Here is a 20,629-nt window from a genome sequence, read left to right as displayed (position 1 = left end):
CGGGTCATCGGCTCGCCTCGGCCGTCGGCGAGGCGGCGCCGCGCTGTGCCGCGCGGCGCCCCTTGCGCGGGTCGAGGACGGGTACGGCGTCCAGGAGTTGCCGCGTGTAGGGGTGTCGCGGTGAGCGCAGTACCTCCGCCGTGCCGCCGACCTCGACCAGGCGGCCCCGGCGCATCACGGCGACCCGGTCGGCGACCTGTCCGACGACGGCGAGGTTGTGGGAGACGAACACGTAGGTCAGCCCGAGCCGTTGCTGGAGGTCGGCCAGCAGGTCGAGGACCGTCGCCTGCACGGAGACGTCCAGGGCGCTGGTCGGTTCGTCCAGGACGAGGAGGCGGGGGCGCAGGGCCAGGGCCCGCGCTATCGAGACGCGCTGGCGCTGACCGCCGGAGAACTCGTGCGGGTAGCGGTCCTGGATACCGGCGTCCAGGCCCACCGCCTCCAGGAGTTCACCGACGCGTTCGCGGGTACGGGGCCGTGCGCGGCGTCCGCGCGCCTCGGGGTCGTGGGTGACGAGGGGTTCGGCGACGATGTCCGTGATGCGCATGCGCGGGTTCATGCTGGAGTGGGGGTCCTGGAGGACGACCTGCATCTGCCGTCGTACGGCGCGCAGTTCGGCCGCGGAGAGGGCGGCGAGGTCCTGTCCGTCGAAGCGGACGCTGCCGGCGGTGGGTTCGAGGAGCCGCAGCAGCAGCCGGGTCAGGGTGGTCTTGCCGCAGCCGGATTCACCGACCAGGGCGAGGGTCTCGCCCTCGTGGACTTCGAGCGACACGTCGTCGACGGCGGTGGTGGTGACGCGGGTGCCGAACTCCGCGCGCAGCCCGACGAGTTCCAGGAGGACCTTGGCGGACGCGGGTGCGGGTGCGTTGGCTTCGGTGGCTTCCGTGGTCATGCCGCCTCCAGTCGCGGGGTGGCCGCCAGCAGCTTGCGGGTGTAGTCGTCGGCCGGACGGTCGAAGACGTCGAGGACGTCGCCGGTCTCGACGACGCGGCCCTTGTTCATGACCACGACGCGGTCGGCGGTCTCGGCGACGACGGCGAGGTCGTGGGTGATCAGCACGACGGCCATGTCGTGCTTGTGCTGGAGGGTGACGAGCAGGTCGAGGATCTGGCGCTGCACGGTGACGTCCAGGGCCGTGGTCGGCTCGTCGGCGATGAGCACGCGGGGCCGCGCGACCAGCGCCGTCGCGATCATCACGCGCTGGCGCAGGCCTCCGGAGAGTTCGTGCGGGTACTGGCGGTAGCGCAGCGCCGGGTCGGGGATGCCGACCTCGTCCAGTGCCGCCAGCGCGGCCTCCTTCGCCTCGGCGCGGGAGATGCCGGTGTGGTGCCTGAGTACTTCGGCGACCTGGGCGCCGACCCGCTGGAGGGGGTCGAGGCAGGTCATCGGGTCCTGGAAGACCATGGCGATGTCGCGGCCGCGGACCCTTCCGAGGTCCTTCTCGGAGAGTTTCAGCAGGTCGCGTCCGTCGAAGCGGATCTCGCCGCTCGCGTAGACGCACGGCGGGCTCGGGTTGAGGCGCAGGACGGAGAGGGCGGTGGCGCTCTTGCCGCTGCCCGACTCCCCCACGACGGCGAGGGTTTCACCGGCGTGGACGTGCAGGGAGACGTCCTGGACGGCGCGGACGACGGAGGTCTCCAGGCGGAAGTCGACGCTGAGGCCGGCTATCTCCAGCAGCGGCGGTGGTGTGGTCGGTCGGTCGTGGGTCATCGGCGGTAGGCCTTCGGGTCCGCGACGTCCCTGAGGGCGTCGCCGGTGATGTTGATGGCGAGGGAGGTGAGCATCAGCGCGATGCCGGGGAAGACGGCGACCCACCAGGAGGTGCCCAGGTAGAGCTGGCCGTCGGAGAGCATGCCGCCCCAGGTGACCGTCTCCTTGGGCACGCCCAGCCCGAGGTAGCTCAGGGAGGCCTCGGCGACGATGGCGGCGGCGACGTGCAGGGTGCCGATGGTGGCCAGCGGGGCCATCACGTTGGGCAGCAGGTGGCGGCGCATGATGGTGACGTCGGTGACGCCGATCGCGCGGGCCTCGGTGACGAAGTCGCGGGTGCGCAGGGACATCACCTCGGAGCGCACGACGCGGGCGTAGGAGACCCAGCCGGTGAAGCCGAGCACCAGGATCACGTACCACAGGCCCGAGCCGAGGAAGCCGACGATGGCGAGGGCCAGCAGCAGCGACGGGAAAGCGAGCTGGACGTCGGCGAGGCGCATCAGGGTGCGGTCGGCCCAGCCGCCGAAGTACCCGGAGGACAGTCCCACGACGGTGCCGATGACTCCGGCGAGGAGGGCCGCGCCGGCGCCGACGAGCAGGGAGACCCGGGCGCCGTGGATGACGCGGGAGAGCGTGTCGCGCCCGAGCTGGTCGGTGCCCAGGAGGTGGGCGCCGCTGCCGCCGTCCTGCCAGGCGGGGGGCCGCAGCCTGAGGAGGAGGTTCTGCGCGTTGGGGTCGTAGGGGGCGATCAGGGGTGCGAACAGGGCGGCGAGCAGCAGCAGCGCGAGTACGGCCAGGGCCGCGACGGCGAGCTTGTTGCGCAGCAGGGCCCGCAGCACGGCGGAGCCCGAGCCGCCGGATGGTGGACCGGCCGGGGTCCGGTCGGTGGCGGCCGGTGACATGACGGTCATCGTGACGTCCTCACCCTCGGGTCGAGGAAGCTGTAGGAGAGGTCGACGAGCAGGTTCACCACGACGAAGGTGGCGGCGAAGAACAGGACGGTGGCCTGGACGAGCGGGAAGTCGCGGTTGGAGATCGCCTCGACGGTCAGCTGGCCGACTCCGGGCCAGGAGAAGACCCGTTCGGTGAGGATCGCCCCGCCGAGCAGGTTGCCGACCTCCAGGCCGACGACGGTCACCACCGGCAGTGAGGCGTTGCGCAGTCCGTGCCTGAGCACCACCTTCAGGGGGCCGAAGCCCTTGGCGCGGGCGCTGCGGATGTGGTCGGAGGACAGGACGTCGATCAGCGAGGAGCGCAGCAGGCGCGCGACGACGGCGACGGAGTAGACGGCGAGGGTGACGGCCGGCAGGACGAGGTTGGCGAAGGTGCCGTAGCCGGAGGCGGGCAGGGCGTGCAGCCAGACGGCGAAGACCAGGATGAGCAGGATGCCGACCCAGAACGGCGGGGTGGACTGGCCCAGCAGGACACCGGTCATCACGGTGTGGTCGGAGCCGCGCCCGCGGCGCATGGCGGCGAAGACGCCCGCCGGGACGGCGACGACGAGGGTCACCGCGAGGGCGGCGGCGGCCAGTTCGATGGTGGCGGGCAGCCGGTCGGCGAGGATCTCGCTCACGGGCTGTCCGTAGACCAGGGAGTCGCCGAAGTCGAGGCGGAGCAGTCCCCAGAGGTAGTCGAGGTACTGCGCGAACAGCGGCTGGTCCAGGCCGAGGGAGGCGCGCAGCACGTTCTCCTGCTCGGCGGTGGCGTCGGGCGGCAGCAGGATCTTCACGGGGTCGCCGGAGAGCCGTACCAGGAAGAAGGAGACCGTCGCGGTGCACAGCAGGACGAACAGCGCGGTGGCCAGGCGCCTGAGCACCGTGCGCAGCAGCCCGGTCCGGTCCGGGCGGCGGGGTGCCGGCTCCGCGGGGGCGGGTGGTTCGTCGAGGGTGAGGGCGCTCATCGGGACACCTCCGCGCTCTCCATGGCGAGGACGCCCGCGGAGCCGGGTGTCCAGCGGGGGCGGTCGTTGCGGGCGAAGATGTTGTCGGTCTGGTAGAGGAAGACGAAGGGCGCCTCCTCCCGCATCAGGCGTTGCAGGTCGGAGAAGGCCCGTTCGCGTTCGGCGGGGTCCTCGGAGAGTTCCTCGAGGTCGATGAGGCGGTCGGCCTCCGCGGAGTGCCAGCGGCTCTGGCGTCGGTCGCTGCGCACGTTGGACTGGACGATGCTCGCACCGTCCATCGTCCAGACGGTGCTGGCCGCGAGGTAGATCGGGCCGAGCGCTCCCCGGTTGTCGGAGGTGAGCCGTGCCGAGTAGGTGCCGGGGTCGATGAGGTTCACGCGTGCGTCCACCCCTGCCTCGGCCAGCAGTCCGGACAGGGCCTCGGCGACGTTGGCGTCGACGTTGGAGGCGGTGATCGTCGTGGCGAAACCGCGCGGGTGGCCGGCGTCGGCGAGGAGGGCGCGCGCGGTCGCGACGGACCGCTCGAACGGCTTGACGGTGGGGTCGAAGCCGAAGGCGCCGCGCGGGACGAGGGCGGGTGTCTCGGTCGCCTTGCCGCCCAGTACCGCCTTGATCAGCAGGGGTACGTCGATCGCGTGGTTGAGGGCCTGGCGGACCCGGCGGTCCTGGAGCGGGCCGCGCTCCAGGGTGTTCAGGGACAGGTAGGCGGTGCGGATGCCGGTGTGGCCGTCCAGCGAGACGCCGCCGTAGCCCTCCAACTGCTGGGCGGCGTCCGGGGTGAGTCCGGCGACGAGGTCGACGCCTCCGCTCTGGAGGGCGGCCAGGGAGGAGGAGGCGTTCGGCGCGGGGCTGAAGACGAGGCCGTCGACGGCGGGCCGTCCGTTCCAGTGGCCGTCGTAGGCCCGCATGCGCAGTTCGTGGTCGCGCCGCCAGCTGACGTAGGTGAAGGGGCCGGTGCCGACGGGGTGTTCGGCGAACTCGGCGTCGCCCGCCTCGGCCAGATGGCGGGGCGGCACGACCACGCCGCCGAAGAGGGAGAGCTTCGCGGGCAGGATCGGGTCGTGCACGGTGGTGTGGAAGTCCACGGTGAGGCGGTCGACCACGGTGACGCCCTTGACGAAGCGCAGTTCGACGATCGGCGACTTGGTGGCGGGGTCGAGCAGCCGCTCGATGCTGAAGGCGACGGCCCGCGCGTCGCACGCCTCACCGTTGTGGAAGGTCACGCCGGGGCGGAGGGTGAAGCGCCAGGTGCGCGCGTCGGTGGCCTTCCAGGAGAGGGCGAGCCTGGGGTGCAGCCGGTTGTCCCGGCCCCGGGTGGTGAGCGTGTCGAACATGTTGATCAGGACGTTCATCGACACCATGTCGCCCTGCTTCTGCGGGTCCAGCGTCTTGGGGTCCCCGGGCTGGGAGACCCGCAGGACGTTGCCGGCCCGGTCCGCGGCGGCCGTCGTGCCGCACGCGGTCAGGAGCGCCGGGGCGCCGAGGGCTCCGAGGAGCAGCCCGCCGGTCCGCAGGACGTGACGTCGGGTGGGACGGCTGTGGTCCATCGTGCGCCCCTGATGAATTCGTTCCATTGAACAACACCTCCGTTCCGTCAGATGGAATGCGGTTGGGTTAAGCTAAGCGACATGGTGAAAGCGGTCAACACCCGGTCGGTCGATCAGGAACTCGTGAAGGGCCCCGTCGACAAGGCGATGGAGGTCCTCGACGCGCTCGTGCAGCCCGGCGGTCCGCACCGGTTGGGTGAGATCGCGCGTCGCACGGGACTGACCAAGCCCACCGTCCACCGGCACCTGCGGACGATGGCGGAGTACGGCTTCGCGGAGGCGGCGGAGAACGGCAGCTACCGCCCGGGCCCGCGCCTGCTGGGCCTGGCCGCGGCGGCCCTGAACGACAGCCGCGTCCTCGAACTCACCCGCCCCGCCCTCGCCGACCTGCGGCGGCGCACCGGACACGTCGCGTTTTACGCGGTACGGCACGCGGCCGACGCGGTGTACCTGGAGGGGTCCGAGCCGGCCCGGGAGTACCGGATGAGCACGACGCCCGGCCGGCGCTCTCCGCTGTACGCGTGCGGTGTGGGGCTCGCCATGCTCTCGGCCCTGCCGGCGGAGGAGGTCGACGCCGTGCTGGACGTAAGCGACCTGGAGGCCCGCACACCGAGCACGCCCACCGAGCACGCCGCCGTCCGGGCGGTGCTGGCGCGGGCGGCGCTGTGCGGGTACGCCGTGGACGACGAGTACGACGAGCCGGACGTGCGCTCGGTGGCGGCCCCCGTCCTGGACGCGGAGGGCAGGGTCGTGGGCGCGATCGGCATCCTGGGCCTGACCTTCACCCTGGACGCCGACAGCGTGGAGGTGTTCGGGCCGATGGTGCGGGCCGCGGCGCGCACGGTGTCGGCCGGGCTCGGAGCGCGCACTCCGGTCCTCGGCGTGGTGGACGACGCCTCACGGGGTGAGCGGTCGTGAGCGCACTGGCCGACCTGCTCGCCGAGGGGCGGGAACGGCGGGTGTTCTCGGGGGCCGCCTGGTCCGTGGGAGACCCGGAGGGCCCGCTGGACCGCGGCTGGACCGGCACCCGGTCCTGGGACGGGCCGCCGCTGGACGGCGATGACCTGTGGGACCTCGCCTCGGTGACGAAACCGGTCGCGGGACTCGCGGTCATGGCCCTGGTCGAACGCGGCGTGCTGGGGCTCGACGCGACGGTGGGCACGTATCTGCCCGACTACCGAGGGGGCGACAAGGACGACGTGACGATACGTCAGCTTCTCGCGCACACCTCGGGGATCCCCGGTCAGGTACCGCTCTACCGCGACCATCCGACCCGTGCGTCCCTGCTGGAAGCGGTACGGCTGCTGCCGCTGACCGCGGCGCCCGGCACCCGGGTCCAGTACTCCTCGCAGGGCTTCATCGTCCTGGGTCTGATCGCCGAGGCGGTGACGGGGCGGCCGCTGGACGCGCTGGTGGGAGAGCTGGTGTGCGCGCCGGCCGGGATGCGGGACACCGTGTTCCGGCCGGGCGCCGGGCGCTGGGCGCGGGCGGTCGCCACCGAGGACTGCCCCTGGCGCGGGCACACCGTCGTGGGCGAGGTCCACGACGAGAACGCGGTGGTGCTCGACGGCGTCGGCGCTCACGCGGGCCTGTTCTCCACCCTGGCGGACATGGAACGCCTCGGCACCGCGCTCGCCGACGGTGGCCGGGGGCTCCTGCGCCCCGACACCTTCGCCGCCATGACGGCGGCCCACACCGACCACTTGGCGCTGCGCCGCGCTCTCGCCTGGCAGGGCCGCGATCCCGTCGGCTCCCCCGCCGGAGACGTGTTCGGCCCCGCCTCGTACGGCCACACGGGCTTCACCGGCACCAGCCTCTGGGTCGACCCGGACACGGGGCGCTATGCCGTGCTGCTCACCAACCGGGTGCACCCCACCAGGGCCGGGGACGGGATCGTCGCCCTGCGCCGGGCCTTCCACGACGCGGCCGCCGGACTGCCCCGCGATGGCGCGAGGCCGGCCCCACCGTGTGGAATGGCCGGATGAACCCTGCCGAGCCCGAGCACGATCCCGGACCCGCACCCCTACCCGCACCCGCACCCGCACCCGGCGACGAGCGCCCCGAACGCGCGCGCCCGGCCTCCCACAGCCTCACCGGAGTCGGTCTCGCCGTCCTCGATCCCACCGGACGGGTCCTGCTCGGCCTCGGCCATGACGGACGCTGGGAGCTGCCCGGCGGCAGGGTGGACCCGGGCGAGGACTTCGAGACGGCCGCCGCCCGGGAACTGGCGGAGGAGACCGGACTCACGGTTGCCGCCGAGGACGTACGGGTCCTGGCCCTGTTCGTCGACGGCCTGGCCGGACTGACCCGGGTGACGGCGGCGGCCGTCACCGAGCGGGCCTCGGGCGCGCCCCGGGTCACCGAGCCCGACAAGATCGAACGCTGGGAGTGGTTCGCCCGGGACGCGGTCCCGTCCGCTCTCTTCGCCCCGTCCGCGTCGGTACTGGACTGCCTGTGGCCCGAGGCGGAAGACCGGGGCGGCGCCGGGGTGCGCCACTACACGCTGGCCGGCTCGCCGTCCGCCCGGAGCGTCGTGAACGGCAGCACCAGCCGGGACGGGTGCGCGGCGTCGCGGTAGATCTTGTGGGTGACGGGGCGGCCCACCGGCAGGTGGAAGGCGTCCGGCGGCAGCAGCGCGTTGTGCTCGTCGGCCAGGGGTTGTGAACTGCTGGTCATTGACTGCGTATGAGTGTGCTCGGCGCGAATGACTGGTCCGCGCGGTCGCCACGGTTCCGGGCATGCGAAAGGCGCCGTCGTGGACGACGGCGCCTTCGGTCGGGAGGAGGGTCAGGTCAGCAGGGACACCCAGCCGGCGCTCAGCTCGTCGAGCATCTGCTCGTCGGTGAGTTTCCAGTCGGCCCGGTCCCAGTTCTGGGCGACGTAGTCGAGCTGGGCCATGGCGAGCACGCCGCGGAAGTGACGCTGGTGCGGTTCGAAGCGTCCGGCCAGCGTGAGGCCGTCCTCGATGTCGCCGACCGCCTCCTCCATCCACCGCTCGACCAGGTCGGTGAGGTCCGGTTCGATCACCGCGGCGTCGCGGCCGAGACGGATGACCGGCCGGATGGCCGGCCAGGCGTCGACGGTCCGGCGCAGCCACGCCGTGATCGCCTCCGGCGTGCCCTCGGCGACGGTGGCGACCAGGTCCCGCGCGGTGGAGCCGTGCTCGGGCGACCGGACGCGCTGCAGCTCCTCGTTGAGCTGCTCGTCGATGAGCGCCTTCATCAGTTCGCCGCGGGACGGGAAGTACGCGTAGAAGGTCACCCGCGTGGTGCCCGCGGCGGTCGCGATGTCGTCGACCGTGGTGGCGGCGTACCCCTTCGCCTTGAAGAGTTCGAGTCCCGACTCCAGCAGCAGGCGGCGGGTCATCCGCTTCTGCGCCTCACGAAGGTTCGCCATGGGCCGGATCCTATCGCGCGAGCGCATGTCCGGCGTACAGACCGACTTCACGCAAGACTCCCTGTACGCTGACTTGACGCATTGTAACGCGAGTGCCATTCTCCACGGGATCACGCCCGCCTCACGTCGTACCCCTCTCCCCCACCGCGCACGCCGGCCGGCAGCCTCGACGCCCTTTTCCGGGCCTCCCGCCTCAACTCATCTGTGCAGGGCTTCGAGATCACGCACTCAGGCCCGGGCGGCGGGGACGCCGACCGGGTTGTCCCCCAGGTCGGCCAGATTGATGCTGCGCATCGCGTTCCCAACAAGTTGAAGAGTCATCGGACTGATCGACGGGCCGACAGCCCACCGGTCGACCGGGCTCGGCCCACAGCTCCTGGGGCAGGTACTCCCACTGGATGCCGGTGTGCAGGACGAAGAGAATCCCGCACAGCGCCTGCCGGTCCGGCACCCGCGGCCGGTCCTCGGCCTTCTCCGGACCCGGCTTCGGCAACAACGGCTCGACCAGCGACCACAGTTCATCCGACACGACCAGCAGCTTTTGTCAGACCCAGTCAGCCGGGGAAGCCCGTGCTTCCCAGCCAGGGAGATCACGGCTCTGTGAGGGTTGAAATATTGTGGGACGTGATCAGACCGTGGTCTTAGGATGCGCGAGAACTGCATCCACCACCCACGGGGGACAAGTTGAGAGAGCTGGTCTGCGTCGCACCAGAGGTCCGGGACCGGCTCGTCGTTCGGTTCGGAGCTGAGGTGGTGGCCTGGTGTGATGAGTTGCCTGCTCTCGTGGACGAACTCGCTGCCCGCTGGAATCTGGAGCTTGTCGCTGCGGGCGGAGGAGGCACCTCACGGGTGTTCCGCTGCTTCGAGCGGGACACCGGCACCTCGGTATGGCTGAAACTCACGCCGGATCCCGGGATTGCCCGGGAGGAAGCCGAAGCTCTTCGGGCCTGGGCGAAGACTCCGTCGGTTGTCACGCTGCTGGCACAAGATCTGACCGCCGGGGCCCTGCTTCTGGAGGACGTGGAGCCGGGAGTGCAGGTGAGCCGGCGTGCATGGAATGTGGCCGAGGTCGCGGCGCTGCTGCGGGACCTGCGGGACTTTGCTCCCGCGCCGGGTGAGTACTCGGTACTGCGGCATCTCTCCCACCGCGTCGACTTCGTGTTCGACTTGACCGACCGCAGGCTGGCAGCGCGCGACGTGAACGATCCGGCTGTTTCGAAGGTCCTTCGGCAGGCGCGAGCGGCAGCCCTGGAACTTGCAGACAACGGGCCCGCGGGACTCGTGCATGGTGATCTCCACCCGGCCAACGTGCTGTCTGGTCCGGGAGACCGCATGGTGGCGATTGATCCGAGGCCGACGTGGGGCGACCCGGACTTCGACGCTGTGGACTGGGTGTTCGAAGGAGTTGCAGATCCAGTCGTGCTGGAACAGAGGGTCGAGGAGCTGGCGGCGCTGGTCCCTGGCATGTCTCCTCGTCGTGTGATGGGTTGGTGCCGAGCCCTGGCCGCCCTCAATGCGGTCCCCAGAATGTGTGCGGGGCGGGACGACACAGAGACTCGGTTCCTCATGGCTCTAGCCGCAAGCTGAGCGCTCCGTCGGCCTTCGCCACCGGCCTCGCGGGGCGGACCCGCCGGCCGGCGAGGAGGAGGCGGCGCGGACGATCGCCGAGTCCGCGGGCCATCGTCGTGAACGGCCTGCCGCCGGGCGCCCCGGGGTCCGCGGCACACGGTCTGGCGCTGGACGCCCTGGGCAGCAGCTTCGGTACGGCGTTCCTGGTGTGCGGGGTCGCGTGACCGGACTCCCTGTCCACCGCGCCACCACGGGCGAGGAGTCCGTCACGGCGCGCCCCCGCGACACGACGGCAGCCCGGAATCGGCGCTCGCCGAATGGCCACGAGGGCAGCGGGGGCCGCCCTCGTGTACGGGGCCGCGCAATCCCCACAGGGCACCGGTTCTCTACGGCCGACGCCCGCCGCACCCCCTCCCCACCGAGCCGCGCGACTTCGCGGCATCCCGCACCGCACATTGACATGCACGCGTCCCGGCGCAACGCTGAGAGCGCTCTCAGAATCGGTACGGACCAATTCCCCCACACCCGCACGGAGGTGGAGAGTGCTCTCAAGACTCAGACGCCGTCTGCTCGCCGTGGCCACGGCAGCGGGCCTGGCCGGCACCCTGCTCACGTTCGGCGCCTCACCGCCCGCGGACGCCGCGGTGCCCGCCACCATCCCCCTGAAGATCACCAACAACTCCAGCCGCGGCGAAGCCGTGCACATCTACAACCTCGGCACCTCGCTGACGACCGGTCAGCAGGGCTGGGCCGATGCCAACGGCACCTTCCACGCCTGGCCCGCCGGCGGCAATCCGCCCACCCCCGCACCGGACGCGTCCATCCCCGGACCGGCCGCCGGACAGACCAAGACGATCCGGATTCCCAAGCTGTCGGGGCGCATCTACTTCTCGTACGGCCAGAAGCTCGACTTCCGGCTGACCACGGGCGGCCTGGTGCAGCCGGCGGTGCAGAACCCGAGCGACCCCAACCGCAACATCCTCTTCAACTGGTCCGAGTACACGCTCAACGACTCCGGGCTGTGGCTCAACAGCACCCAGGTCGACATGTTCTCCGCGCCGTACACGGTCGGTGTGCAGCGCGGCGACGGGAGTGTGATCAGCGCCGGGAAGCTCAAGGCCGGCGGCTACAACGCGGTGTTCAACGCGCTGCGGGCGCAGCCCGGCTGGGGCGGACTGATCCAGACCCGGCCCGACGGCACCGTGCTGCGGGCGCTGGCGCCGCTGTACGGCGTGGAGACCGGGGCGCTGCCCGCTTCGGTGCTGAACGACTACATCAACCGGGTCTGGCAGAAGTACTCGACGAGCACGCTCACCGTCACGCCGTTCGGGAACCAGCCGAACACCAAGTACTTCGGGCGGGTCTCGGGCAACGTCATGAACTTCACCAACGGCTCGGGCGCGGTCGTCACGAGCTTCCAGAAGCCGGACGCCTCCAGCGTCTTCGGCTGCCACCGGCTCCTGGACGCCCCCAACGACCAGGTGCGCGGACCGATCTCGCGCACGCTGTGCGCCGGGTTCAACCGTTCGACGCTGCTGAGCAACCCCAACCAGCCCGACCCCTCGGCGGCGAACTTCTACAAGGACTCCGTGACCAACCACTACGCCCGGATCATCCACGACCGGATGGCGGACGGGAAGGCGTACGCCTTCGCCTTCGACGACGTCGGCAACCACGAGTCGCTGGTGCACGACGGCAATCCGGCCCAGGCCCAGCTCACCCTCGACCCGCTCAACTGACCCGGCACCCGAAACCGGCCCGCCCCCGTCCTCCGCTCGCGCGGCAGGGCGGGGGCGGCACGCGGTCAGGCGCCGGGCAGGACGCCGGTGCGGGCGACCTCGGAGTACCAGCGGGCGCTCGCCTTGGGGATGCGGGTGCCGGTCGGGTAGTCGACGTAGACGGCGCCGAAGCGCTTGCTGTAGCCGTGTGCCCACTCGAAGTTGTCCAGCAGCGACCACAGGAAGTAGCCGCGGACGTCCGCGCCGTCCAGGATGGCCTGGTGGACGGCGGCGAGGTGGCCCCGCACATAGGCGATCCGGGCGGGGTCGTTGACCCGGCCGGCGGGGTCGGCGTAGTCGTCGAACGCGGCGCCGTTCTCGGTGATGACCAGCGGCAGCGCCGGGAAGTCGGCGGCCAGCCGGCGCAGCAGGTCGTACAGGCCGGTGGGGTCGACGGCCCAGCCCATCGCGGTACGGTCGCCGGGCGGCTGGTGGAAGGCGACCCGGTCGGCTCCCGGCCAGGGGCTGTGGGAGCTGTTGCCGTGTCCGTCGGAGCTGTGGGTGCCGCTGGTGTCGGTCTCGGAGACGACGGTGGGCGTGTAGTAGTTGACGCCGAGGAAGTCCAGCGGCTGGTGGATGTGCCGCAGGTCGCCGTCCTGGACGAAGGACCAGTCGGTCAGCTCGGCGGTGTCCTTGAGCAGGTCCTCCGGGTAGGCGCCCTGCAGCATGGGGCCGGTGAAGACCCGGTTGGCGAGGGCGTCGATCCGGCGGACCGCGTCGGCGTCCCCCTCGGTGCCGGTGAGCGGGCGGACGTGGTGGATGTTGAGGGTGACCGAGCACCGGGCGTCGGCGCGGACGCGGTCGCGCAGCGCCTGGACGGCCAGGCCGTGCCCCAGGTTGAGGTGGTGGGCGGCGCGCAGGGCGGCCACGGGGTCGGTGCGGCCGGGGGCGTGCACGCCTGAGCCGTAGCCGAGGAAGGCACTGCACCAGGGTTCGTTGAGGGTGGTCCAGGTCTTCACCCGGTCGCCGAGGGCGTCCGCGGCGAGCGCCGCGTACTCGGCGAACCGCTCGGCGGTGGCACGCTCGGGCCAGCCGCCCGCGTCCTCCAGTTCCTGCGGCAGGTCCCAGTGGTAGAGGGTGGCGACGGGCTCGATGCCCTTTTCCAGGAGGTCGTCGACGAGTCGCCGGTAGAAGTCCAGGCCCTTCTGCACGGCCGGACCGCGCCCGGTGGGCTGGATCCGGGGCCAGGCGAGGGAGAACCGGTAGGCGCCCAGCCCGAGTTCGGCCATCAGGGCGACGTCCTCGCCGCTGCGGTGGTAGTGGTCGGTGGCGACGTCACCGGTGTCGCCGTTGCGGACGCGGCCGGGGGTGCGGGCGTAGGTGTCCCAGATGGACGGCGTGCGGCCGTCCTCCGCGGCGGCCCCCTCGACCTGGTAGGAGGCGGTGGCGGAACCCCAGAGGAAGCCCTTGGGGAAGGTACGGGCGGCGTCCGGGCCGGAACCGGTCTGGTGTGCTGCGGTGACCACGTAAGTCCTTTCGAATTGGGGGTGTTCGCGGGGCGACGGGTCAGCCCTTGACCGCGCCCGCCATAATGCCGCTGACGATCTGACGGCCGAAGACGATGAACATCACCAGCAGCGGCAGGGTGCCGAGCAGTGCGCCCGCCATGATCAGCGACTGGTCGCGGACGTAGCCGGCGCTGAGCTGGGTGAGCGCGACGGGCACCGTCGGATTGGTCATGTCGAGGACCACGAACGGCCAGAAGAAGTCGTTCCACGCGTGCACGAACGTGATCATGAACAGGACCGCCATCGCGGGCCGGGCGACCGGCAGCACGATGCTCCAGAAGATCCGCAGCGAGTGCGCCCCGTCCACGCGTCCGGCCTCGACGAGTTCGTCCGGCAGCGCCTCCGAGAGGTACTGCCGCATGAAGAAGACGCCGACCGCGCTGACCAGGGTGGGGAAGATGACCGCGGGCAGCTGCTGCGACCAGCCCAGCTCGGCCATCATCATGAACAGCGGTACGACGCCGAGCTGCGGCGGCACCAGCATGGTGCCGATCACCAGCATGAGCAGGGCGTTGCGCCCCTTGAACCGCAGTTTGGCGAAGGCGAACCCGGCGAGCGTCGCGAACATCACCGTGGACAGGGCGATCACCCCGGCCACGATCAGGCTGTTGACCATCGCCTTGCCCATCGCCGCCTCGTCCCAGGCGCGGGCGAGGTTGCTGAACAGGTTCGGGCCGGGCAGGAAGGGCGGCGGCGTCTGGCTGACCCGCGTGTTGTCGGTGGAGGCGGCGACCATCGTCCAGTACAGCGGGAAGATCGACAGCACCGCCATGACGGCGAGCAGAATGTAGGCGAGGGGCCCGGCGTGGTGCTGGCGGCCCGCCCGCTGGCGCAGCAGCCGGCGCCCGCCGGGTCGGCCCGCCCGGGCGGCGGGGGTACGGTCCGGATCCGGGCTGTCCGTCCGGGCCGGGAGGCTCTGTGTGGTCATGGCGACTCCAGGTCAGGACGTACGGGAGCGCAGGCGCTTGATCAGACGCTGCACGACGAAGACGAGGACGAGCAGCAGGAACATCGCCCAGGCGACGGTCGCCGAGCGGCCCATCTGGTAGTTCTTCCAGCCCTCCTCGTACAGCAGCAGGCCCAGCGTCTGGTACTGGTTGTCCGCGCCGCCGGTGACCCCGTTGGGCCCCTGCCCGAAGATGAGGGGCTCACCGAACAGTTGGGTGGCGCCGATCGTGGAGAGCACGATGGTGAAGACGATGGTGGAACGGATCCCGGGCACGGTGACGTGGGTGAACTGCTGCCAGCGCGAGGCCCCGTCGAGCGAGGCCGCCTCGTACCGGTCGGCGGGGATGGCCTGCATGGCGGCCAGGTAGAGCAGCGCGTTGTAGCCGGTCCAGCGCCAGATCACGATGGTGGAGATCGCGACCTGGGCGGGCCACTTGTCGGCCTCCCAGTCCACCGGGTCGATGCCGACCGAGCCAAGCGCCCAATTGATCATCCCGAAGTCGCGCTCGAAGATCATGGTGAAGACGAGGGCGGCCGCCGCGACCGAGGTGGCGTAGGGGACGAGCGAGGCAACCCGGAAGAACAGCGAGGCGCGCATGCGGTAGTTGAGCAGATGGGCCATGCCGAGCGCCATGAGCAGCTGCGGCACCGTGGAGATGACGCCGATGGTGATGGTGTTCTGGAGCGCGTTCCAGAACCTGGAATCGCCCCACAGCTCCACGTAGTTGTCGAACGCCACCCACTCCATCACGTCGAGGGTGGCCAGTTCCACGTCGTGCAGCGAGATCCACGAGGTGTAGATCAGGGGGTAGAAGCTGAACGCGGCGAAGATCACGAAGAACGGCGCGACGAAGACGTACGGGGCGCCCTTGATGTCCAGCCGGTGCAGGAGCGCGCCGCGCCGCGCCGGGGCCTTGGTGGTGGAGGTGGTGGCCACCGGGATTCCTTCCTGGTTTCGGATGCAGGTGACCCTGCGCCGGGCCCGCGCGTGACGGGCGGGCCCGGCGGCGGTGGGACGGACGGTCAGCCGACCGCCTTCTCGATGCGCTCCGCGGTGGTCTTCCACGCCTCGTCACGGGCGGTGCCCTGCTGCTCGATCAGGGTGAGGCCCTGGGAGAAGGTGTCCTTGATCGTGCCGTCCTTGCGGCCGAGGACCTGCTTGTCCGGGATCTCCTGGGCGGCGGCACCGAAGATCTGACCGATCGGGGCCCCGCTGAAGTACTCGGACTCGGCGTTCTTCACGTCGGCGCTCTCCAGTGCCGTGCGCGAGGACGGGATGTTGCCGATCTCCTTGAAGATGTGGGCCTGCTGCTCCGGCGCGGTCAGCCAGGCGACGAGCTTCTTCGCCTCCTCCTTCACCGGGCTCTGCTCGATCACGCCGAGGAAGGACCCGCCCCAGTTCGCACCCTTGGGAGCCTTGGCGACGTCCCACTTGCCCTTGTTCGCCGCGCCGGCCTTCTCACTGATGTGGCTCAGCATCCACGCCGGGCAGACCGCCGTGGCGAACGTGCCGTTGGCCAGACCCGGGTCCCAACCCGGCTGGAACTGCCGGAGCTTGGCCGTCAGGCCGTCCTCCGCCGCGTCGGCCGCCAGGCCCCACGCCTCCTTGACGGCGGGGTTGGTGTCGTAGATCAGCTCGCCCTTGTCGTCGTAGTACTGCTCGGGGTAGCCGTAGACCATGGCGTTGAACAGGCCGCTGGCCGCGTCCATGTAGGCGACCTTGTCACCCTTGAAGCCCTTCTTGAAGTCGCGGCCGACCTCGACGTACTTCGTCCAGTCGCCCTCCCACAGCTTGGCGACCTCCTCGCGGTCGGTGGGCAGGCCCGCCTGCTCGAAGTAGTCCTTGCGGTAGCAGACGGCCATCGGGCCGATGTCCGTGCCCAGTCCCAGCACCTTGCCGTCCCCGGTACTGATCTGGGACTCCTTCCACGGCAGGAAGTGATCGGTACCCGAAGTGCCGGAGAAGTCCGCGAACTTGTCCGCCTGGGTCTCGGTGATCTCCTTGGCGCGGCCGATCTCGATGCCCTGGATGTCCTTCAGCCCCTTGCCGGCGGCGAGCCTGGTCTGGAGGGCGGTGTAGTACGTCTGCTCGTCGCCGGCGATCTCGGCCTTGATGTCGACGTCCGGGTTCTCCTTCTCGTACTGCTCCAGGAGGCCCGTCTCCTTGATGCCCATCACCCCGTACAGGCCCATGGTGATGACGGTCTTGCCGTCCTTCTCACCGCCACCGGTGACGGAGTCGTCGCCGCTGCTGCATCCGACGACGAGCGCCAGCGCGCCGGCGGCCGCGGCCGCCGCCACCGCCTTCCCGCGCAACGAACCGAGAGTGCCCATGGATCTCCTCCTAGCGACGGCTCAGACAAGGTGGGAACGTGCCCATTTCTGGGTGGGCACGTTCCCACCGGCGCATCGAAGACTCGTGGGAGCGCGCCCATATGTCAATGACTTGAAAGCAACTCGCTGCTCGTCCCGGGCCGGGAAGAGGCCTCCCGGCCGCCGGGGGGTGCGCCGGCGGCGACCGGGTCTGCAAGAATTGCCGCAGGTCACCTCCGCGGCCGGCACGTCCGCCGCGGCCGCCGAGGGGGGAGTGCATGACCGGCAACCGCCGTCCCACGATCAAAACGGTCGCCGCCCGCGCCGGAGTGGGCCGCACCACCGTCTCCCGCGTCGTCAACGGCTCGGAGCTGGTCAGTGCCGACGCCCGCGCCAGGGTCCTGGCGGCGATCAAGGAACTGAACTACGTTCCCAACTCGGTGGCCCGCGGGCTCGTCACCAACCGCACCGACGCCGTGGCCCTGGTGATCCCGGAGTCCGAGAGCAGGCTCGGCTCGGAACCTTTCTTCGCCGCGCTGATCCGCGGCGTCAGCGGCGCCCTGGCCGAGAGCCGGACACAGCTGCAGCTGATGCTCGTCCGCGACCAGGCGGAGCGGGACCAGCTGACCGAGTCGGTCGCGGCCCGCCGGGTCGACGGCGTCCTCCTGGTCTCGGTGCACTCCGAGGACCGGCTGCCCGGCATGCTGGAGGAGATGGGCCTGCCCACCGTCCTGGCCGGCCGCCGCGACGCGGGCGAGCGGCTGAGCTACGTGAACGCGGACAACGCCGGCGGGGCCGCCGCGGCGGTACGGCACCTGCTGGGCGGCGGACGGCAGCGGATCGCGACCATCACCGGGCCGCTGGACATGGACGTCGGCCGCAGCCGGCTCGCGGGCTGGCGGGACGCGCACCTGGAGGCGGGGGCGCCCGCAGCGGAAGTCCTGGTGGAGGCGGGCGACTTCACCGAGGAGGGCGGGGCGCGCGCGATGCGTTTGCTTCTTGAACGCGCCCCCGACCTGGACGCCGTCTTCGCGGCCTCGGACCTCATGGCGGTCGGCGCCCTGGCCGAACTCCGCCGGCACGGGCGGCGGGTGCCCGGCGATGTCGCCGTGGTCGGATTCGAGGACTCCGTCCTCGCCCGGCACACGGACCCGCCGCTCACGACGGTGCGTCAGCCGGTGGAGGAGCTGGGACGGACCATGGCCCGCATCCTCACCGGCATCACCCAGCACGGCGCGCCACGGCAGCAGTTGACGCTTCCGACGGAGCTGGTGGTACGGGAGTCGTCCTGACCGTGATGCGCGAGTCGCCCTAGCCCCGGCCGCGCGTCATCGACATCAGCAGGGCGTGGGTACCGGCGTCAGCGGCGGCCACGAGCCCGCGGCCGCCCGCTTCCCCGACCGGGGCGCCGTCGATCCCGGTGACGGTGCAGCCGGCGGCCTGGCACAGGGCGATGCCCGCCGCGAAGTGGACGCTCCGGGAGAGGTCGCCGCCATCGGTGACGTAGGCGGCGCGTCTGCCTGCCGCGACCCAGGCCAGTGCCAGGGTCGTGGAGACGACGCGCGGCCGGAAGCGGCCGGCGAACCCGGGGTGGGCCAGCAGATCCACGGCCCGGAATCCCGGCGCACTCGGAAACGGCGGATCCAGGTTGACGTCCACCAGCCGGCTCGCGGAGGTGGGCGTCAGCGGTGCGTCGTCGGCCCCGTCACGCCGTACCCGGGCGGTCTCCCCGTCGGTGAAGAAGACCTCACCGCTGAACGGGTCGCCACCGCCGCCGCCCCGTCGCGCAGGGCCACGTTGACGGCCACCAGCATGTTGCCGGCGGCGTAGTTCAGCGTGCCGCACAGGGGGTCCACCAGCCACTGGCGCACCGCGTCGGCGTCGCCCCGCAGCCCGCCTTCCTCTCCGAGCACCGCGTCGTCGGGCCGTCGGGCGCGGATCACGCCGAGGATCGTCTTCTCGGCCTCCACGTCGGCGTCGGTGGCGAAGTCCCCGGCGCCCTTGTCGACGCGGTCGAGCCGCCGGCCGTACAGGTTGCGGACCACGTACGCGCCGGCCTGCGCGCCCGCTGTCGCGACGGCGGCATCGTCGGATTCTTCGTATGAGTCGATCACGCCGCGCAGACTATCGGCGCGGGCCGCCACGGCGCCGCGCACGCCGGGTGGCGTCGGCGGGGCGCGAGCCGGGTGGCGTCGGCGGGGCGCGAGCCGGGTGGGGAGTATCCACCATCGGCGATCGAGCTGAATCGGACACCGACGAACGGTGGCCCCGGGATGATCGCCGACTGGTCCCGCCTGGCTGGGCCGGTCCGCCGGGCCGGCCGCGGGGTGCTGCCCGAGGGGACGTCCTCCGGTGAGGCGGCCGTACTGGCCCGGGCGGGGTTCGCCGGTCCGTTCCGTCATGTGGTGCCCGGCGGGGGCAGGGGCGTTGGTGCGTACGTGGGACGATGTCGTCGCCGGGGTGCTCGCCATGTCGTTCTCCGCGCCGCACCTGTTCGGCCATCGCCTGGACGCGTTCGGGGCGGAGCTGCGCGGGCTGCTGCGAGGAGCCTCGCCCTCTGGCCGGTTCTCCGAGCGTCAATCAAGTACCGAGGTGTTCGGGTCCGGCCGCGCGACGCGACGTGACCCCGGCCGGCTGTGGCCCCAGGCGCCTCCGCCGTCCGTTCGTCGCCGAGGCCCGGATCCTCAGCCGACAGCCGGGGTGCACGCCTCGGCGATCGACAGGCTGTTCTCGTAGAGGTGGTGCCGGGTGATCCGGCCGTCCTCGACGGTCAGGCGCAGGGCGAAGGGGCCCTCGAAGCTCCGTCCCGTCGCGCGTACGGTCCCCGACAGGTGGCCCATCAGCACGGCGTCCGTGCCGTCGACGAGGAAGGTGTCGACCGAGGCCCGCGCGTCCTCGGGAACGGTGTGCTCCATCAGCTCGGAGAACTGCGCCGCGCATTCCGCACCCGTGGAGCGGGGCCGGATCCAGGGGACGGCGGGGTTCTCGGCGAGCTGCCAGTCGACCTCGTCGGCGAACAGCTCGATCAGCCGTCCGGTGTCCCCCGCCACGCGCGCGGCCAGAAACTCGCTCACGACGCTCCGGGTGGCCTCGGTGACCTGCGCCCCGGTGGCTGCGGTGTGCTCGACGGACATCGTGTTCTCCTCGCGGCGGTGATCCGGTCCGGCGGGGTTCCCGCCGACGTGTCCGATCCTGCCGGGCGGAACGGGGGGCGGTCGATTACCTCTCGGGTAACGGCACTGGGCCAGTCGGCCTACGGCGAGCGTTTCCCCCTGGGCCGCCGTTCGTTGGGGCGGACATGATCAAGAAACTCGTCTGTGTCTCCGTCCTGGCCGCCACTGTCCTGGTGTCGGCCCCCGCCGCCCTGGCCGCCCCCGCGCCGGACCCGTCCACCGGGGTGCCCGGTGCTCCGCTCCTGAGCGGTCTCCTCGGAACGCTGGAGGTGGGGCACCCGGCCGCCTCCCCGAAGTCGCTGCTGCCCGCGGGCATCCTCGGCGGGTGACGTCGCCGGCCGGAAGGGGGGCGAATGCGCGCGTTCGCCCCCCTTCCGCCGTGATGAGCGGTTCGGCGTCTCGCTCCACCGGCCGATCCCGGCGCCGCCAGACGTCGGCAGGGTTCCCGTAACCGTGCTCCGCCAGCCTCCAGGGAGTCATCCAACGCGGGAGGTTGCAGTGAAGCATGCGAGCAAGAGGCACGCCGGTGCCGTCGTGGCCGTGCTGAGCGGTCTGGCTCTGGCCCTGACGACGACCACCGCGCACGCCGCGCCCGGCGACCCCGACGTCATCGCCCACCGCGGCTCCTCCGGCATGGCACCCGAGAACACCGCCGCCGCCATCGACCTCGCCGTCACCCAACGCGCCGACTACGTCGAGATCGACGTCCAGCAGACCAAGGACGGCAGACTCGTCAACTTCCACGACTGCACCATGGAACGCACCACCAACATCGAAGACCTCTACC

General features: G+C 71.4%; 20 protein-coding genes and 3 pseudogenes. 9 read left to right on the top strand and 14 right to left on the bottom strand.

Features of this window, described 5'->3' with window-relative positions; all coding sequences use genetic code 11:
* Positions 1-4: 4 nt before the first annotated feature.
* The 5 genes from ACFW01_RS36795 to ACFW01_RS36775 are packed head-to-tail and all read right to left on the bottom strand — an operon-like array spanning position 5 to position 5,184.
* Positions 5-892: an ATP-binding cassette domain-containing protein gene (locus tag ACFW01_RS36795; RefSeq protein ID WP_234958663.1), complete on the bottom strand. Its 888-nt coding sequence runs from the start codon at positions 890-892 to the stop codon at positions 5-7.
* Complete coding sequence (locus tag ACFW01_RS36790; protein WP_234958662.1) at positions 889-1,710, bottom strand: ABC transporter ATP-binding protein; 822 nt, start codon at positions 1,708-1,710, stop codon at positions 889-891. The genes ACFW01_RS36795 and ACFW01_RS36790 overlap by 4 nt, the downstream gene beginning before the upstream one ends.
* Positions 1,707-2,621, bottom strand: a complete 915-nt coding sequence (locus ACFW01_RS36785; RefSeq protein WP_234958661.1) for an ABC transporter permease — start codon at positions 2,619-2,621, stop codon at positions 1,707-1,709. Before ACFW01_RS36785 ends, ACFW01_RS36790 begins: the two co-directional genes overlap by 4 nt.
* Positions 2,618-3,610 carry an ABC transporter permease gene (locus ACFW01_RS36780; protein ID WP_384510974.1) on the bottom strand — a complete coding sequence of 331 codons (993 nt, stop codon included), beginning with the start codon at positions 3,608-3,610 and terminating at the stop codon, positions 2,618-2,620. Before ACFW01_RS36780 ends, ACFW01_RS36785 begins: the two co-directional genes overlap by 4 nt.
* Positions 3,607-5,184 (bottom strand): ABC transporter substrate-binding protein, encoded by a 1,578-nt coding sequence (locus tag ACFW01_RS36775; protein ID WP_234958659.1) that lies wholly within the window; start codon positions 5,182-5,184, stop codon positions 3,607-3,609. The genes ACFW01_RS36780 and ACFW01_RS36775 overlap by 4 nt, the downstream gene beginning before the upstream one ends.
* A 54-nt stretch (positions 5,185-5,238) precedes the next feature.
* Between ACFW01_RS36775 and ACFW01_RS36770 the strand changes: the two genes are divergently transcribed.
* From ACFW01_RS36770 to ACFW01_RS36760, 3 genes are read left to right on the top strand one after another with little or no spacing between them, the layout of a single operon-like run.
* Complete coding sequence (locus tag ACFW01_RS36770) at positions 5,239-6,075, top strand: IclR family transcriptional regulator (RefSeq protein WP_384510970.1); 837 nt, start codon at positions 5,239-5,241, stop codon at positions 6,073-6,075.
* A complete protein-coding gene (locus tag ACFW01_RS36765) occupies positions 6,072-7,142 on the top strand; it encodes a serine hydrolase domain-containing protein (protein ID WP_234958657.1) in 1,071 nt (356 codons plus the stop codon). The genes ACFW01_RS36770 and ACFW01_RS36765 overlap by 4 nt, the downstream gene beginning before the upstream one ends.
* Complete coding sequence (locus ACFW01_RS36760; RefSeq protein WP_234958656.1) at positions 7,139-7,735, top strand: NUDIX domain-containing protein; 597 nt, start codon at positions 7,139-7,141, stop codon at positions 7,733-7,735. Before ACFW01_RS36765 ends, ACFW01_RS36760 begins: the two co-directional genes overlap by 4 nt.
* Here ACFW01_RS36760 and ACFW01_RS36755 read toward each other — a convergent pair.
* The 3 genes and pseudogenes from ACFW01_RS36755 to ACFW01_RS36745 form a co-directional block, all read right to left on the bottom strand.
* Positions 7,654-7,833 (bottom strand): hypothetical protein, encoded by a 180-nt coding sequence (locus ACFW01_RS36755; protein ID WP_234958655.1) that lies wholly within the window; start codon positions 7,831-7,833, stop codon positions 7,654-7,656. The two genes, ACFW01_RS36760 and ACFW01_RS36755, sit on opposite strands and share 82 nt — an antisense overlap.
* A 111-nt stretch (positions 7,834-7,944) precedes the next feature.
* Positions 7,945-8,553 carry a TetR/AcrR family transcriptional regulator gene (locus tag ACFW01_RS36750; RefSeq protein WP_234958654.1) on the bottom strand — a complete coding sequence of 203 codons (609 nt, stop codon included), beginning with the start codon at positions 8,551-8,553 and terminating at the stop codon, positions 7,945-7,947.
* 370 nt (positions 8,554-8,923) lie between these two features.
* Positions 8,924-9,091: pseudogene (locus ACFW01_RS36745) on the bottom strand (transposase); the annotation flags it as partial.
* Between the two features lie 245 nt (positions 9,092-9,336).
* Here ACFW01_RS36745 and ACFW01_RS36740 point away from each other — a divergent pair.
* Positions 9,337-10,140, top strand: coding sequence for an aminoglycoside phosphotransferase family protein (locus ACFW01_RS36740; RefSeq protein WP_234958653.1), 804 nt, complete (start codon positions 9,337-9,339; stop codon positions 10,138-10,140).
* Between the two features lie 524 nt (positions 10,141-10,664).
* A complete protein-coding gene (locus ACFW01_RS36735; protein ID WP_234958652.1) occupies positions 10,665-11,861 on the top strand; it encodes a glycoside hydrolase family 64 protein in 1,197 nt (398 codons plus the stop codon).
* A 65-nt stretch (positions 11,862-11,926) separates the two neighbouring features.
* Here the strand turns inward: ACFW01_RS36735 and ACFW01_RS36730 are convergent, their stop codons facing one another.
* From ACFW01_RS36730 to ACFW01_RS36715, 4 genes are all read right to left on the bottom strand, one after another.
* Positions 11,927-13,366 (bottom strand): GH1 family beta-glucosidase, encoded by a 1,440-nt coding sequence (locus tag ACFW01_RS36730; RefSeq protein WP_234958651.1) that lies wholly within the window; start codon positions 13,364-13,366, stop codon positions 11,927-11,929.
* Positions 13,367-13,406: 40 nt separating this feature from the next.
* Positions 13,407-14,336 carry a carbohydrate ABC transporter permease gene (locus ACFW01_RS36725; RefSeq protein WP_234958650.1) on the bottom strand — a complete coding sequence of 310 codons (930 nt, stop codon included), beginning with the start codon at positions 14,334-14,336 and terminating at the stop codon, positions 13,407-13,409.
* 12 nt (positions 14,337-14,348) lie between these two features.
* A complete protein-coding gene (locus ACFW01_RS36720) occupies positions 14,349-15,299 on the bottom strand; it encodes a carbohydrate ABC transporter permease (RefSeq protein WP_384510985.1) in 951 nt (316 codons plus the stop codon).
* Positions 15,300-15,379: 80 nt separating this feature from the next.
* Entirely contained in the window at positions 15,380-16,690 is a 1,311-nt protein-coding gene (locus ACFW01_RS36715) for an ABC transporter substrate-binding protein (protein ID WP_234958648.1), read from the bottom strand.
* A 257-nt stretch (positions 16,691-16,947) separates the two neighbouring features.
* Between ACFW01_RS36715 and ACFW01_RS36710 the strand changes: the two genes are divergently transcribed.
* Entirely contained in the window at positions 16,948-17,961 is a 1,014-nt protein-coding gene (locus ACFW01_RS36710; protein ID WP_234958647.1) for a LacI family DNA-binding transcriptional regulator, read from the top strand.
* A 19-nt stretch (positions 17,962-17,980) separates the two neighbouring features.
* Here the strand turns inward: ACFW01_RS36710 and ACFW01_RS36705 are convergent.
* Positions 17,981-18,783, bottom strand: a pseudogene (locus ACFW01_RS36705) (inositol monophosphatase family protein).
* A 177-nt stretch (positions 18,784-18,960) separates the two neighbouring features.
* Between ACFW01_RS36705 and ACFW01_RS36700 the strand changes: the two are divergent.
* A pseudogene (locus ACFW01_RS36700) lies at positions 18,961-19,267 on the top strand (SAM-dependent methyltransferase); the annotation flags it as partial.
* Positions 19,268-19,353: 86 nt separating this feature from the next.
* Here the strand turns inward: ACFW01_RS36700 and ACFW01_RS36695 are convergent.
* Positions 19,354-19,803, bottom strand: a complete 450-nt coding sequence (locus ACFW01_RS36695; RefSeq protein ID WP_234958646.1) for a nuclear transport factor 2 family protein — start codon at positions 19,801-19,803, stop codon at positions 19,354-19,356.
* 164 nt (positions 19,804-19,967) lie between these two features.
* On the opposite strand from ACFW01_RS36695, the gene ACFW01_RS36690 reads away from it, so the two are divergent.
* Both ACFW01_RS36690 and ACFW01_RS36685 read left to right on the top strand, forming a co-directional pair.
* Positions 19,968-20,171, top strand: a complete 204-nt coding sequence (locus ACFW01_RS36690) for a hypothetical protein (protein WP_234958645.1) — start codon at positions 19,968-19,970, stop codon at positions 20,169-20,171.
* Positions 20,172-20,340: 169 nt separating this feature from the next.
* The coding region (locus tag ACFW01_RS36685) for a glycerophosphodiester phosphodiesterase family protein (protein WP_384510959.1) at positions 20,341-20,629 on the top strand (289 nt) is incomplete at its 3' end.

The sequence above is a fragment of the Streptomyces sp. NPDC058985 genome, assembly GCF_042740985.1.
GTDB lineage: Bacteria > Actinomycetota > Actinomycetes > Streptomycetales > Streptomycetaceae > Streptomyces.
Note: the sequence above shows the minus strand (reverse complement) of the source record. Positions and strands in the feature narration are given on the sequence as shown.